The sequence below is a fragment of the Halomonas sp. SH5A2 genome (assembly GCF_014263395.1).
Classification (GTDB): Bacteria; Pseudomonadota; Gammaproteobacteria; order Pseudomonadales; family Halomonadaceae; genus Vreelandella.
On sequence record NZ_CP058321.1, the window covers coordinates 3,265,868 to 3,279,673 of the forward strand.

Consider the following 13,806-nt stretch of genomic DNA (forward strand, 5'->3'; position numbering starts at 1 on the left):
CAACGATTAAAGCAGGCCAACGAGAATGAGCGTGCAGGTGATGCCAAACAGCGCAAACCCAAGCAGCAATGCGGCGCCATCCCGTGCGACCAGACCCAGGCCTAGCAGCGACAGCGCCAGCCCGGCGCCGTTGGCAGAAAAGGGAATAAACTCCATTGGCGGCATGGCCAGGGCAATCAACAGGCACACAAAGGCCGTCACGCGAATGCCAATATAACCGGTTAACCACGGCAGGCGAACCCGCAACAGCCCATCAATCCAGCGGGCAGGCTTTTTTAAATAGTAAATGCCTTTATCGAACTTGCGGCGCGAAATCGAGCGCTTGAGCATCCAGCTGGGCAGCCAGAAGGTCTCCCGCCCGGCCAGCAATTGCCCAGACACCAGCAGCACCAGGATCGCCATCAGCGTTGGCATACCGGGAATATCACCAATAATCGGTGCCAGCGTGATCAGCCCCGTCACCAACAGCAGAGGGCCGAAAGAACGCCGCCCCACGGCATTCACCACATCGTCAACACTGACTCGCTGAACTTCCTGTTCCATGCGTTCCAACGACGCAATTAAATCCATTAATGTTGAGCCTTCGTTGCGATCATCCATCCTGGTTAATACGCTCCTCGGTTAATAGTTTGGTGCGAATAAAATCGCTGTGGCTGACGTGGAGGAGATCAGCCAGGCGCCGAATACGGTGCTCTTCCAGAGCATCGACGCTGCCGTCGGCCCAGGCCAGTTGCCACATCAACGCCACCAGCTCGCAGCGTCGATCGTAGCCGTATTCGTCCTTGATCAGGCTGACAAACTGGTAGTGGTCGACAGCGTTTTCCACTTCGTCCCGCGCCAGCGCCATCAGCTCGTCAACATCGGTTTCACTGAGCTGGTAGCGCTGCAGTAGCATGCGACGCAACGCCTCAAGCTCGGCGTCGCTGGTATCGTGGTCGGCCCGGGCAATCTCGAACAGCAACGCGGCCGAGGCCCGCTCGAGGGTGATGGTCTGGTTCTCACGCTGCTCGGGGTGCGAAAGCGTGCGCTGAAAAAACTGTTGGATGGTGTCCAGCATGGGGTTCTCCTCGGCCAGCAAGGCGCTGCGAGCGCCTTACGACTGCTTGGTCAGTTGCTCTTTTAACTGTTTGGGCACCTGCTTGATGATCAACCGGTCCTGGGTGGCATCGTATTCAATACTTGAGCCGAGCAGGTGCGAGTCAAAACTGATCGAGACACCGCCCGCACGCCCGGTAAACCGCCGGAATTGATTGATCGTGCGCTTGTCCGGGGGGATTTCCGGCGAAAGGCCATAGTCGGCATTACGAATATGCTCGTAAAAGGCCTTGGGCTGTTGTTCATCGACCAGCGCTGAGAGTTCATCGAGCGTCATGGGTTCCCCACGGCTCATCTGGTCGTTGGCGTAATCCACCAGCGTGTCGGTTTTTTCCCGGCTGGCCTCATCGTCGAAATCCTCTTTCTCGACGTAGTCGCTGAAGGCCTTGAGCAGCGTGCGGGTCTCTGTGGGTGCATCGATGCCTTCTTCCATGCCCAGCAAGGTCGCCATCCCCTCGCCCAGCTTCTTGCCGCCGCGGTCCTTGAGGAAGGACACGTACTGGGCATCCGGCGAGTCGCTCTGCCACTGGCTGAGATTGATCCGCGCGGCCAGCGTCAGCTGACGGGTATTGAGCTGGGCGGCAGGCACCGCCTGGTGCGAGTCATCGATGCCAATGCCCTCACGCTGATGGGCAAGCCCCATGAAAAGCGTTTCGGTATCGCCCTGGCGCTGATGGCTGATCACCAGGTAACCACTGACTGACAGCTGCTCTTGCAAGGTGCTGACGAGCCGCTCGGCAAGCGCGGTGGCAAGCTCCGAAAAGCGCTGCTCACCGGCGAGGTAGTCTTTCAGCCACACCGATAACGGCCCGGCGTGCTCGCCCTCTTCGGCAAATCGCCCCCAGCCTTTGGGCTTAGTGTTGTAGGTGTCGTTGAGCGCGCTGACCAGGCTTTCCATTACCGGCTCGGCGCTGTCGGCCTCTGCCGGGGCGGCTGTCAGCGTCAGGCGCTCGCCGTCGAGCGTCGGGTCCAGGCGGTGAACGATACTGTGCAGTAGTGGCATAAGACGTGTGGCGCTCCCTTACTAGGGTTTAAGGCTAGGGTTTAAGACGGTAGCCCGTGCGGAAAATCCAGCCAATGGTGGCTAAACAGACCGCCAGGAACAGGCATATCATGATAACGCTGGCCGCCAGGCTGACATCACTGATGCCGTAAAAGCTCCAGCGAAAGCCACTGACCAGATACACCACCGGGTTGAGCAGCGTGACGCCCTGCCAGAACGGCGGCAGCATGTCGATGGAGTAGAAACTGCCGCCCAGGAAGGTCAGCGGGGTAATCACCAACAGCGGCACTAGCTGCAAGCGGTCAAAGCCCTCGGCCCAGATACCAATGATAAAGCCCAGCAGGCTGAAGGTAACCGCGGTGAGCACCAGAAAGGTCAGCATCCAGAAGGGGTGGGCGACTTCCAAAGGCACAAAAAACCCGGAGGTGGCGAGAATGATCAGCCCCAGCAGGATCGACTTGGAGGCCGCCGCGCCCACGTAGCCCATGACTATTTCCAGGTACGAGATCGGTGCCGAGAGTAGCTCGTAAATGCTGCCGGAGAACTTGGGAAAGAATATCCCGAACGAGGCGTTCGATACGCTTTGCGTCAGCAGCATCAGCATGATCAGGCCCGGCACGATAAAGGCGCCGTAGCTGATGCCATCAATCTCGCTGATGCGCGAGCCAATCGCCGCGCCAAAGACGACGAAGTAGAGCGATGTCGAAATCACCGGCGAGACAATACTTTGCAGCAGGGTGCGCCGGGTACGCGCCATTTCAGCCATGTAGATGGCGCGAACAGGATAAAGATTCATGCGCGCTCCTTAACCAGGTCAACGAAAATATCTTCCAGCGAGCTTTGCCGGGTGTGCAGGTCCTTGAAGGCAATGCCTTCGCGTTCAAGGTCGGTGAGCAGCGCGGGGATGCCGTGGCCGTCGTCTTCCTGATGGCCGTCGTAGGTAAAGACCAGCTCATGGCCTTCGGACGACAGGCTGAGTTCGGGGCGGTCTAGGGCGGACGGCAGGGTTTCCAGCGGCTCGTTGAGATAAAGCGTCAGCTGCTTGCTGCCCAGCTTGCTCATCAGCGCTGCCTTGTCCTCGACCAGTACGATTTCACCGTTGTTGATCACGCCGATGCGGTCGGCCATTTCTTCGGCTTCTTCGATGTAGTGGGTGGTCAGGATGATGGTCACACCGTTATCGCGCAGCTCGCGCACCACCTGCCACATCTCGCGGCGCAGCTCGACGTCGACACCAGCGGTCGGTTCGTCCAGAAACAGGATGCGCGGCTCGTGGGACAGCGCCTTGGCGATCAGCACGCGGCGTTTCATCCCACCGGAGAGCGTGATCAAGCGGTTATTGCGCTTATCCCACAGCGCCAGCGATTTGAGCACGCTTTCGATATGCGCCGGGTTTGGCGCCTTGCCGAACAGCCCGCGGCTGAAGCTGACCGTGTTCCAGACGGTTTCAAACGCTTCATTGGTGAGTTCCTGGGGTACCAGGCCAATGCGCTCGCGGGCTTGGCGGTAGTCGGCGACGTTATCGAAGCCATCCACCAGTACCTGACCTTCGCTGGGGTTGACCAGACCACATACCACGCTGATCAGCGTGGTTTTGCCCGCCCCATTGGGGCCCAGTAGGGCAAAAATTTCGCCGCGCTGGATCTGTAAATCGACACGGCTGAGCGCTTGAAAGCCGCCCCGGTAGGTTTTATTCAGACCTCGGATTTCGATAATGGCATCGTTCAAGGCAGGCTCCTGACAAAGCGGCTGAGTAGGCCGCTGGTGGCGAATGGCGCGGGCGATAGTTTAACACGGGGCAGCAAAAAAACGGCTGGCTACCAGGGTGTTCCCAATGCGCCACTGCGCCGCAGGGCTAACCCGACGCCTGCTAGCGCACGTTCGTGTTCGCTGACCGCATCTGGCCCCTGGGTGCAGGTGACCACAGCCCAGGCGGCGTTGGGCATGTCATCTCTCTCCACCACCCCCGCATCGCAGCTGCGCCGGTCCTGGGTGCCGGTCTTGTGCGCAAAGCTCACTCCTTCGCCCAGCCCTTGTTTTAGCCGATCTTCCCCGGAGGTGGTGTTGGCCATCAGCGCGAGCACCTCATCCCGCGGCGTACCTTGAAGGTCAGGCATGGCGCCAAGGTACAGCGTTGCCAGCACATCGCCGACAGCACGCAGGGTGCCGACGTTTTCACCGCTGGCATGGTAGGCATCAAAGGCGTGATGGTAGTCGGGCTGATTGAGCGCTTGAGGCGCTACGCCGAGCCGCTGTGCCAACGCACGGGGGCGCTGGCTCACGGGTGACTGACGGAGACTGATAAAATCCATGCCGCCCAATTGGCGCGCCTCCGGGTGGAGTTCACCGTAAACCCCCTGGCGCACTCCCACCAGTTTGGAGATTGGCCCAAGCGCTGCGGGGTCGCCACCGTTGGCCGCCACCATGGCCTGAGCGCGTTGATTGACGTTATCCAGTCCGACGCGGTCAATCAGCATATCCGTGGCGGTGTTATCGCTCACGGTGATCATGTGCTCCAGCAAATAGCCCACCGAGATGGGCGTGCCGGGGTCGTGCCAGTTGGTGGGCCCTGCGCCATCGACAAAATCGCTTTGCTTAAGCGTCAACCTTTCGCTGATCGGTATACGTTCACCCAGCACTTCCGCCGCGACCGGAATCTTGATCAGTGACGCGAGGTACCAGGGATCATCGGCACGCCAGCTGTAGGCCTCACCGCTGGTCAGGTCTTGCAGGTAGACGCCGATATCACCAGCGAAGCGTTCCTCCAATGCGCTCATCCGTGCATCGAGGTCGCTTTGCCAGGCACTGCGTTTATCAACCTCTTGGTACCAATGAGCGTCGTACCAATGGGCGTCGTAGCCTTCCGCTTGGGCAGGCAGCGTAAAAAGCAGCGTTAGCGCCACAAGCCCCAGCTGTATCCAATGTCGCAAATCATTAACTCCCAGTTTTCTTCGCATTAACGATGCTGGGCCATCCAGCGGGTCAGCCAAATCCATGCGGCGGTACCCAGGATTAACAGCCCGCCGACACCAAGCGCCTGTGGATAGCTGTAGTCGCCCTCGCCTTCCAACAGAAAACGCAGCACCAGAAAAATCATCACAATATGGAAAATAAACGCCTTGAGCGCATCTGAGCCGACCAGGGTAAGCGGCTTAAGCGCCCTGGCCGCCTTGGCACCGCCCGCCAGAGCCAGGGCGAATATCACCAGCGCACCGCCCAGGCTAAACAGCATAAAGGCTAACCCTGGGGGATGTTTACCCTCGTTATTGGCGACCGCCAGCATAGCGGCATGAACATCACCACCGGCAAGCGCCAGGCCATAAAACCCGGCTATCATGAGCGCGCCAAGACCCAGCAAGATAAGCGTGAGGCGACGTTTGAGCGACTGATCACCCGAACAGCGCAGCAGCGCTTCACCCAACAACAGCCCAAGCATAATAAGCGGTGCACGGCTGAGTTGGCCCCAGGCGTAGTGATCGTCATGATCGACCAGCAGCGCCTTGAGGATGTCATTGCCGCCAAACGAAAACCCTTGTAGCCAGGCCGCGAGCACGGTCAGCCCGACAATAACGGCAAGGCGGCTCCAAAGCGGCGCACGCGCCCACGGCGGCAGGATTAATGGCACCCAGAGTAGCGCTATGGCGTAAAAGCCGAGAATTTCCACCCAGATGCCAAAACGGCCGTAAAGCAGCGCATCGACGATGTCACTCGGCGTGTTGAACGGCAGCATTTCGATGATCAACAGCGCCTTGTACCAAAACCAGACTTCCACCGCACGCAGCCAGAGTTTTAACCGGCGCTTGGGCCAGTCTTCGCGATGCGCATGAGAAAGAAACGCCACGGCCAGGGCAACGCCAAACACCAGGATAAACAGCGACGAGGAAAATTTGGTGAGGAAGTGAATCGGCACCATGCCCCAGTCGGGCACGTTGCGGATGCCCACTAACCCGCTGACGGAATGGCTGACAATCATCAATCCGATGGCGATGCCGCGGGCTAGATCAATCGTCTCAATGCGGCCTTCCGATTTGGGCAGATGGGGCGTTTCGTTCCAGGCAATCGCCATCGGCATGTCCTTATTTCCTGTGGTGACCCTGTTCAGTCAATAAGTTAATACCGCATTTGGGATCGATTATGAACCCAGTGCTTGCTCGCAGGTTCAACGCTTTCGATTTCAGTGCACTCCGGGCAACGACGCATCATGCACGCGAAAGTGCCCCACCAGGGGCGGGGCACTTGAAACTCAACATTGAACTTGGGGAGTTAAGGGAATGGCGCTGCCATCGTTACATGCTTGAATCTTCTTCAGCGCCTTCCTCTGTCGTTTCCCAATCTTCCTGCTCTTCTTCCTCATAAGTGGTGGTGTCCTGACCTTCCTCTTGAGAATCGAAGGAGTTCATCGAACCTTGATCTTCATCCTGCATCGTCTCTTCCTGCGGTGCAGGGTCTTGCTTGTCTTCTTCATGCATGTCAGCAAAGGCTAACGGGCTGGCCATCAGACCGAAAGATACACCGAGGATGCCTAGCTTCTTGAGAGATTCCGTTTTCATCATGATACTTTCTCCTATTGGCTTCACTTTCTGATAAGAACGTTAGGCCTTCCTGCCTGTCCGCTCTTACCCAGATAATTGCAGCCAACATGCCAGCATTACCCAAAAACAAAAATATATTTTAAAATCAAAAATATAAAAAATTATCTGCTATGCCAATAGCGGCCAATTTTACCCCCAGAACCTCTTAATGACTGTTTAACTTCGGCACATGCGCCCAATAGGCGCTGCCGTCAGGGGCGGACTCACGCGTTCATACATAGCGCCTCGCTGCTTCTTTACCTAAGCCCAGCCACCATCCACCGCCAACTCCTGGCCGGTAATGGCCTGGCTTTCGGCGCTGGCCAGAAACAGCGCTGTGGGGGCGATGTGCTGAGGTTCCAGGCGTAGCTTGAGGCATTGGCGGGCTTGAATGGCAGCTTCGTCATCGGGTCCAATCCACTTCTCCAGCTGCCGTTCGGTCATGACTGCGCCCGGCACCAGCGTATTGACGCGAATGTTGTACTCACCCAAGTCGCGAGCCAGACTGCGCGTCAAGCCATGAATCGCCGCTTTGGCGGTGACGTAAAGGGGCAGGCCACCCAGCGCCATCTGCACGCTGACCGAGCCGAAGTTAATGATCGAGCCGCCGCCCGTTTGTATCATCTGCTCGGCGGCTGCCTGGGCTGCGAAGAACATCGGCCGCAGGTTAAGCGACATCCGCTCATCCCAGTAGGCAACATCGACCTCACGCCAGGAATGGCGATCATCGTTCGCGGCATTGTTCACAAGCGTATGGATCGGCCCGACGTTTTGGCCGGTCTCGTTGATCACCTGCTTGAGGCTTGCCACATCGCGGATGTCGCAGTGGTGATAGCGCGGTGCCTCGCCGGTCTCGACGCGGAGGTCTTCGACCAACGCCTCGCTGGCGGCGTCGTTAATATCAACGAACACCACCCGCGCGCCCTGGTAATGAAACGCACGGGTAAGCGCAGCCCCGATACCACTGCCGCCCCCGGTAATAAAGACCACCCGCTGTTCTAGACTCGCATAGCGCGCTGAGTGCTGATTCATGTTCGATTCCTACGACTGAACGTCTACCCACTGACCACCCGCAGCAGACGAAGCCAATGCACGAGTAATAAACTTAAGGCCGTCGACACCATCGATCACCCCTGGCGTTGGCGCGGCGAGCGCATTAGCGCTTTCAACATTTTGGTGGGCGTGGATTTGCACCGCGAAATCGCGGTAGAGCTGTGCAAAGGCTTCGAGATAGCCCTCCGGGTGCCCCGGTGGAATACGCGCGGCTGCCATAGCGGCATCACACAGCCCGGGGCCATTACGCGTCAGAATGCGTGGGGGCTCGCCCAACGGGGAATGCACAAGCTGGTTGGGGGTCTCCTGGCGCCATTCAAGGCCACCTTGGCTGCCATAAACGCGCAGTTGCAGGCCGTTTTCATTGCCGGGCGCGACTTGGCTCGACCACAGCATGCCCCGTGCACCACCTTTAAAGCGCAGCAGCATATGTACGTTATCATCCAGCGCGCGGCCTTCCACAAAGGTGTGCATATCGGCGGCAAGGGACTCAAGCTCCAGACCCGTCACATAGCGCGCCAGGTGGTAGGCGTGGGTGCCAATATCGCCCAAACAGCCCGCCGGACCGCTACGCTTGGGGTCGGTGCGCCATTCGGCCTGCTTGACGCCGCTATCTTCCACACGAGTGGAAAGCCAATCCTGAGGATATTCCACTTGCACCACGCGCAGGTCCCCAAGCTCGCCGCTGGCCACCATTTCTCGCGCCTGACGGACCAGCGAATAGCCGGAGTAGTTATGGGTCAAGCCGAAGAACAGCCCGCTGCGTTCTACCAGATCGGCCAGCGTTTGCGCTTCCTCAAGGGTAATCGTCATCGGCTTATCGCAGATCACGTGAAAACCCGCTTCGAGGAAGGTGCGCGCCACGTCAAAGTGCATGTGGTTGGGCGTCACAATGGCGACCACGTCGATGGCATCCGGCCGTTTGCGCTCCGCCTCAGCCATGGTCTGGTAGTCGGGGTAGGCGCGGTCGTCCGCCACGTGCAGCTCAGCCGCGGCGGCCCGGCTGCGCTCAGGATCAGAAGCAAAGGCCCCGGCCACCAGCTCGTAGTGGTCGTCCAGCCGGGCGGCGATGCGGTGAACCCCGCCAATAAAAGCGCCCTGGCCGCCGCCGACCATGCCCAGGCGTAGCCGACGCGGCGTGTCGTGTTGATGGCTCATGTCGTTTTGCCCTCCGCTTTTCTTTAAACCAGCTAGCGTTAAATTAACTGAGACCTAAATCGTTAAAGACCCAGGATGCGTCGATTGGCTGTTTCATCGGAGCCGCCGTCGGCGAAGTCGTCAAACGCCCGCTCGGTCACCTCAATGATGTGGTCGCGGATAAAGGTCGCGCCTTCACGGGCGCCGACTTCCGGGTGCTTCAAGCAGCACTCCCACTCCAGCACCGCCCAGCCGTGGTAGTCGTTGGCCGCCATCCACGAGAAGATCGACTTGAAGTCGATCTGGCCATCGCCCAGGGAGCGGAAACGACCCGCGCGCTCTGTCCACGACTGATAACCAGAGTAGACGCCCTGTTTGGGGCTGGGGTTAAACTCGGCGTCCTTAACGTGGAACATCTGAATATGCTCGCGATACACGTCCAGAAAGCCGCGGTAGTCGAGCTGCTGCAGAATCAGATGGCTGGGGTCGTAGAGAATGTGGCAGCGCGGGTGATGGCCGACCCTCTCCAGGAACATCTCAAAGGTGATGCCATCGTGGAGGTCTTCGCCGGGATGAATTTCGTAGCAGAGGTTCACCCCCGCCTCGTCGAAGGCATCCAGAATCGGCCGCCAGCGACTTGCAAGCTCGTCAAATGCGGTTTCGACGAGTCCCGCCGGGCGTTGGGGCCAAGGGTAGATAAACGGCCACGCCAGCGACCCGGAAAAAGTGCCGTGGTCGGTGAGGCCAAGGTTCTGCGACGCCTTGGCGGCCAGCTTGAGCTGATCCACCGCCCACGCCTGTCGCGCCTTGGGGTTTCCGCGTACCTCAGGAACCGCAAAGCCATCAAACATCTCATCATAAACCGGATGCACCGCGACCAATTGGCCCTGCAAATGAGTGGAGAGTTCGGTAAGCGACAAGCCATGTTCGGCCAGAGTGCCCTTGATCTCATCGCAATACGTGGTGCTCTCGGCGGCGCGTTTTAAATCGATCATGCGCGCATCCCAACTGGGAATCTGCACGCCCTTATAGCCAAGCCCCGCTGCCCAGGCGGCAATGCTATCGAGGCTGTTAAACGGTGCATCGTCACCGGCGAACTGGGCGAGAAACAGCGCCGGCCCTTGGATCGTTTTCATAGGAGTCTCTCTATAACGTCTCACTGGCAATCACATTTCAATGAGCCAGAAAGTCTCGATGAAGTCGATGGGCGCGGGTGGGGGATGTTCTTCACCCGCGCCTATCTACCCGTACGCGATCAGACTGTGATCAGAACGGCGAGTCAGGGAAGTAATATTGCTCGGCGTTCTCTTCGGTGATCAGCGGCGAGCCGAGGATGTACTCGCCCACCACCGGACCATTGGAGACGAAGTGCTGCACGGTCAGGTCCATCGCTGTGGCGATCATGGCGGGCGGATACAGTACGTCTACCGGCACCAGCTCATCGCCTTCCATGACCCGCTTGATGATGTCCTTCATGCCCGCACCGCCGACAATAAACAGCTCGTCTTCGCGATCCGCCTGGCGCACCGCTTCAATGACACCGAGGGCGATATCGTCATCCTGAGCCCAGACGGCATCGATCTTGTCGAAGCGCGACAGGTAGTCCTGCATGACCTCAAAGCCATCGTCACGATTCCAGTTGGCGTGCTGCATATCGAGGATATTGACGTCGGACCCTTCGATGGCCTCCTGGAAGCCTTCGACACGCTCGTCGTCAATCACGGTCGGGATGCCGCGCAGCACCACAATGTCGCCTTCACCATCCAGGCGCTCACGGATGTACTCGCCAGATACGCGGCCTAATTCGTGGTTGTTGCCTGCTACGTATAGATCCTCGATGCCTTCTTGGTTAAGCCCCCGGTCCACCACGGTAACGAACACGCCGGACTCTTTGACGCGCCTAACCGGGTCGGTCAGTGGACCGGATTCAAACGGCAGCACCACCAGCGCGTCGATATTGCGCAGCGATACCAGGTCTTCCAGATCATTGGCTTGCTCACCGGGTGTGCTCGCCGTAGAGATGGTAATTTCAATATCCGGGTACAGCGCCTCAAGGCGATTTTTCGCTTCCTCGGCGTGATAGTTGACCCCGCCCGTCCAGCCATGGGTCGCGGCCGGAATCGAGACCCCGATGGTATGTTCCTGGGCCACGGCAGCGCTGGAAAGCCCCAATGCGGACGTGAGCGCTGCGGTGGTAACGAAGGTTGCCACTGCTGTCTTGATGGTTGGCATGATGTTGCTCCTTTCGTGTTTGTACTTGTTATGCGGTTGGAACTTGTGATGTTGCAATCGCTGCTACGGGTTGTCGTTGCTATGGGTTAGTGTTGCTTGCCTTGTGGGCTTTAGTGCCCGGGTTTTCTCCAAGAGGCGCGCTGCAGGTAGACCGCCACAATGATGATGACCCCCTGCACCGTACCGTTGAGATAGTTGGAAATGGCGTCGGTCAGGTTGAGAATATTGCCAATCATGGTCAGCATGATGGCACCCACCACCGTGCCCCAGATGCGCCCGTGGCCACCTTTCAGCATGGTGCCGCCAATAATGACGGCGGCAATTGCCTCCAGCTCCCAGAGCACCCCGGTAGCCCCTGAGGCAGAGCCCAGCCGGGGCACATAGATAATCGTCGCCAGGGCCACGCACACGCCTTGCAGCATGTAAGTCATGGTCTTGATGCGGTCGACGTGGATGGCGCTGTATTCGGCGACCTTTTCATTGGAGCCGATGGCAAAACAGTAGCGCCCGAAGCGCGTGTAGTTGAGCAGGATGTAGCCAATAATGGCGACCAACAGAAACACCCAAACAGGGATGGTGATCCCCAAAAAGCTGCCGTAATACACCGGGCGATAGATATCGCGCACCGCCCAGTCCAGCGTCAGGGTGCCGCCATCGGCAAGGTAAGTGACCAGCGAGCGGTAAATCCCCATGGTGCCAAGGGTGACGATGAACGCCTCGATCTTGCCTTTGGTGGTCACCATACCGTTGATAAAGCCAGCGCATAGCCCCAGCAGCAGCGAGGCGCCCACGCCAAACAGCACGGTGGTAAGCCCCGCGCCAAACTGATCGACCAGGCTGTTCATTAGAATGATCATCACCCCGGCGATAAAAGCCGCCATCGACCCGACCGACAGATCCAGCCCGCCGGCGGTAATCACGAAGGTCGCGCCGATGGCAATAATGCCGATAAAGGCGCTGCGGGTGAGCATGTTTGAAAGGTTATCCAGCCCCAGAAACGCCGGGTTGATCAGCACGCCGAGTAGCGCCAGGACCACCAGCGCCACAAAGGGCCCCCAGGTTTTCAGGTCAACGGAGAACCCTTTCGATGTTGTCGTTTTGTGATTAGGCATGACGCTGCTCATCTACCCCTACTCCCTTGATGCCGGATGCGTACTGCATGATTTCTTGTTCGTTAATCTGCTCGCCTTCGAGCACCCCGGTGAGCACGCCCGCGCACATGACCGCGACGCGGTGGGAAAGCCCGATCAACTCGCCCATCTCCGAGGAGATCAGGATGACCGAGCAGCCCGATTCGGTAAGCTCACGAATAAAGTGATAGATCTGGTGTTTGGTACCCACATCGATACCGCGAGTCGGCTCATTGATAATCACGACTTCAGGGTCAATAGACATCACCTTGGCAAGCAGCAGTTTCTGCTGGTTACCGCCAGAGAGCTCGGAGGCGGTGCGCGCGGCCGTGCGCAGGCGGATATCAAAGCGTTGAATGGCCTGCTGGTAGGCTTGCTCTTCACGGCGGCGATCGATAAGCGGATGGCAATATGCGCGTAAATTGAGCAGGGTAACGTTGGAGCGCAGATCCATATTGAGCACCAGGCCTTTGCCTTTGCGATCCTCTGTCAAATAGGCAATTCGCTGGTGCGCCGCATCACGCAAATTTTTCAACACGACCGGCTGGCCGTTGCGTAACACTTGACCCGCACTTTTACCGCGCAGGCCCAGCACCGCTTCAATCAACGCCGTTCGACCTGCCCCCACTACGCCGCCAAAACCAAGCACCTCGCCACGCCGCAGGGTAAAGCTGGCCTGCTTGACCGCGCCGGGCACCACTATATCCCGCGCTTCCAGCACCAGCGGCGCATCGGCCGCCAAATTCGTACGCGGCGGGTACATCTCGTTAATTTCCCGGCCCACCATCAGCCGCGCCAGTTCCTCCTTGCTGCGCCCGGCCATGAGACCGCTGTCAATCAAATGGCCATCGCGCAGCACCGTCACACGGTCGGCAATCTGCTCAATTTCGCGCAGTTTGTGGGAGATATACAGAATCGCCACGCCCCGCTCACGCAGGCGGTCTATCAGCTCGAACAGTACCTTTACTTCGTTTTCGGTAAGCGTGGCGGTGGGCTCATCCATGATCAGCACGCGCACATCGCGGGTGATCGCCTTGGCGATCTCGACCATTTGCTGATCAGAGGTGCTCAAGTCTTTCACACGGGCACGGGGATCCACATGAGTTTCAAGCTCAGCCAACACCTCTTTGCTGCGTTCACGCATGGCTCGCCGGTTGAGAAATAGTCCTCGGCGTAGCTCGCGGCCCAAGAAGATGTTTTCTTCAACGCTAAGCTGTTCCGCCAGCGCCAATTCCTGGTGGATCATGACCACCCCGTCGGCTTCTGCCTCGCCGCTGGAGCGGTAGTACTGTTGTTTACCGTCGAGAAACACCTCGCCCGAGGTGGGACGAAGATACCCCGCAAGGATTTTCACCAAGGTCGATTTACCGGCGCCGTTCTCGCCCAGCAAGGCGTGCACATCTCCCGCCTCAAGGTCGAGATCAACGTCGAATAACACCTGATTTTCGCCGAAAGAGCGGCAGATCTGCCGCGCCGATAAGAGCATGAGCCACCTGTTTATTGCTGTTGTTGTTATGTGTGCAGTTCTTACCAATATTGATTTTTGTAACGTGCTGCCCTATTTACTTTAGGTACTAAAATAAAT

General features: G+C 58.5%; 14 protein-coding genes. All 14 read right to left on the minus strand.

What is annotated here, in order from left to right; translation table 11 throughout:
• Nucleotides 1-6 precede the first annotated feature (6 nt).
• The gene (locus tag HXW73_RS15135; protein WP_186253864.1) at nt 7-600 is read right to left on the minus strand and encodes an exopolysaccharide biosynthesis protein; all 594 of its coding nucleotides are present in this window, start codon (nt 598-600) and stop codon (nt 7-9) included.
• Nucleotides 593-1,057, minus strand: coding sequence for a tellurite resistance TerB family protein (locus HXW73_RS15140; protein ID WP_186253865.1), 465 nt, complete (start codon nt 1,055-1,057; stop codon nt 593-595). The genes HXW73_RS15135 and HXW73_RS15140 overlap by 8 nt, the downstream gene beginning before the upstream one ends.
• A gap of 36 nt (nt 1,058-1,093) precedes the next feature.
• Nucleotides 1,094-2,098 (minus strand): nucleoid-associated protein, encoded by a 1,005-nt coding sequence (locus HXW73_RS15145; protein WP_186253866.1) that lies wholly within the window; start codon nt 2,096-2,098, stop codon nt 1,094-1,096.
• A gap of 34 nt (nt 2,099-2,132) precedes the next feature.
• Nucleotides 2,133-2,894: an ABC transporter permease gene (locus tag HXW73_RS15150; RefSeq protein ID WP_066316609.1), complete on the minus strand. Its 762-nt coding sequence runs from the start codon at nt 2,892-2,894 to the stop codon at nt 2,133-2,135.
• A complete protein-coding gene (locus HXW73_RS15155) occupies nt 2,891-3,826 on the minus strand; it encodes an ABC transporter ATP-binding protein (protein WP_186253867.1) in 936 nt (311 codons plus the stop codon). Before HXW73_RS15155 ends, HXW73_RS15150 begins: the two co-directional genes overlap by 4 nt.
• A gap of 89 nt (nt 3,827-3,915) precedes the next feature.
• Nucleotides 3,916-5,028, minus strand: coding sequence for a serine hydrolase (locus HXW73_RS15160; RefSeq protein WP_240538655.1), 1,113 nt, complete (start codon nt 5,026-5,028; stop codon nt 3,916-3,918).
• A 26-nt stretch (nt 5,029-5,054) separates the two neighbouring features.
• A complete protein-coding gene (gene opgC, locus HXW73_RS15165) occupies nt 5,055-6,170 on the minus strand; it encodes an OpgC domain-containing protein (RefSeq protein ID WP_186253868.1) in 1,116 nt (371 codons plus the stop codon).
• 214 nt (nt 6,171-6,384) lie between these two features.
• Nucleotides 6,385-6,648, minus strand: coding sequence for a hypothetical protein (locus HXW73_RS15170; RefSeq protein WP_186256051.1), 264 nt, complete (start codon nt 6,646-6,648; stop codon nt 6,385-6,387).
• 282 nt (nt 6,649-6,930) lie between these two features.
• On the minus strand, nt 6,931-7,701 hold the full coding sequence (locus HXW73_RS15175) for an SDR family NAD(P)-dependent oxidoreductase (protein WP_186253869.1): 771 nt from the start codon (nt 7,699-7,701) through the stop codon (nt 6,931-6,933).
• A 9-nt stretch (nt 7,702-7,710) separates the two neighbouring features.
• Nucleotides 7,711-8,880: a Gfo/Idh/MocA family protein gene (locus HXW73_RS15180; protein WP_186253870.1), complete on the minus strand. Its 1,170-nt coding sequence runs from the start codon at nt 8,878-8,880 to the stop codon at nt 7,711-7,713.
• Between the two features lie 62 nt (nt 8,881-8,942).
• On the minus strand, nt 8,943-9,995 hold the full coding sequence (locus HXW73_RS15185; RefSeq protein ID WP_186253871.1) for a sugar phosphate isomerase/epimerase family protein: 1,053 nt from the start codon (nt 9,993-9,995) through the stop codon (nt 8,943-8,945).
• A 130-nt stretch (nt 9,996-10,125) separates the two neighbouring features.
• Nucleotides 10,126-11,091, minus strand: coding sequence for an ABC transporter substrate-binding protein (locus tag HXW73_RS15190; RefSeq protein ID WP_186253872.1), 966 nt, complete (start codon nt 11,089-11,091; stop codon nt 10,126-10,128).
• A 110-nt stretch (nt 11,092-11,201) separates the two neighbouring features.
• Nucleotides 11,202-12,203, minus strand: a complete 1,002-nt coding sequence (locus HXW73_RS15195) for an ABC transporter permease (protein WP_240538656.1) — start codon at nt 12,201-12,203, stop codon at nt 11,202-11,204.
• Nucleotides 12,196-13,707 carry a sugar ABC transporter ATP-binding protein gene (locus HXW73_RS15200; protein WP_186253874.1) on the minus strand — a complete coding sequence of 504 codons (1,512 nt, stop codon included), beginning with the start codon at nt 13,705-13,707 and terminating at the stop codon, nt 12,196-12,198. Before HXW73_RS15200 ends, HXW73_RS15195 begins: the two co-directional genes overlap by 8 nt.
• Nucleotides 13,708-13,806: the final 99 nt, after the last annotated feature.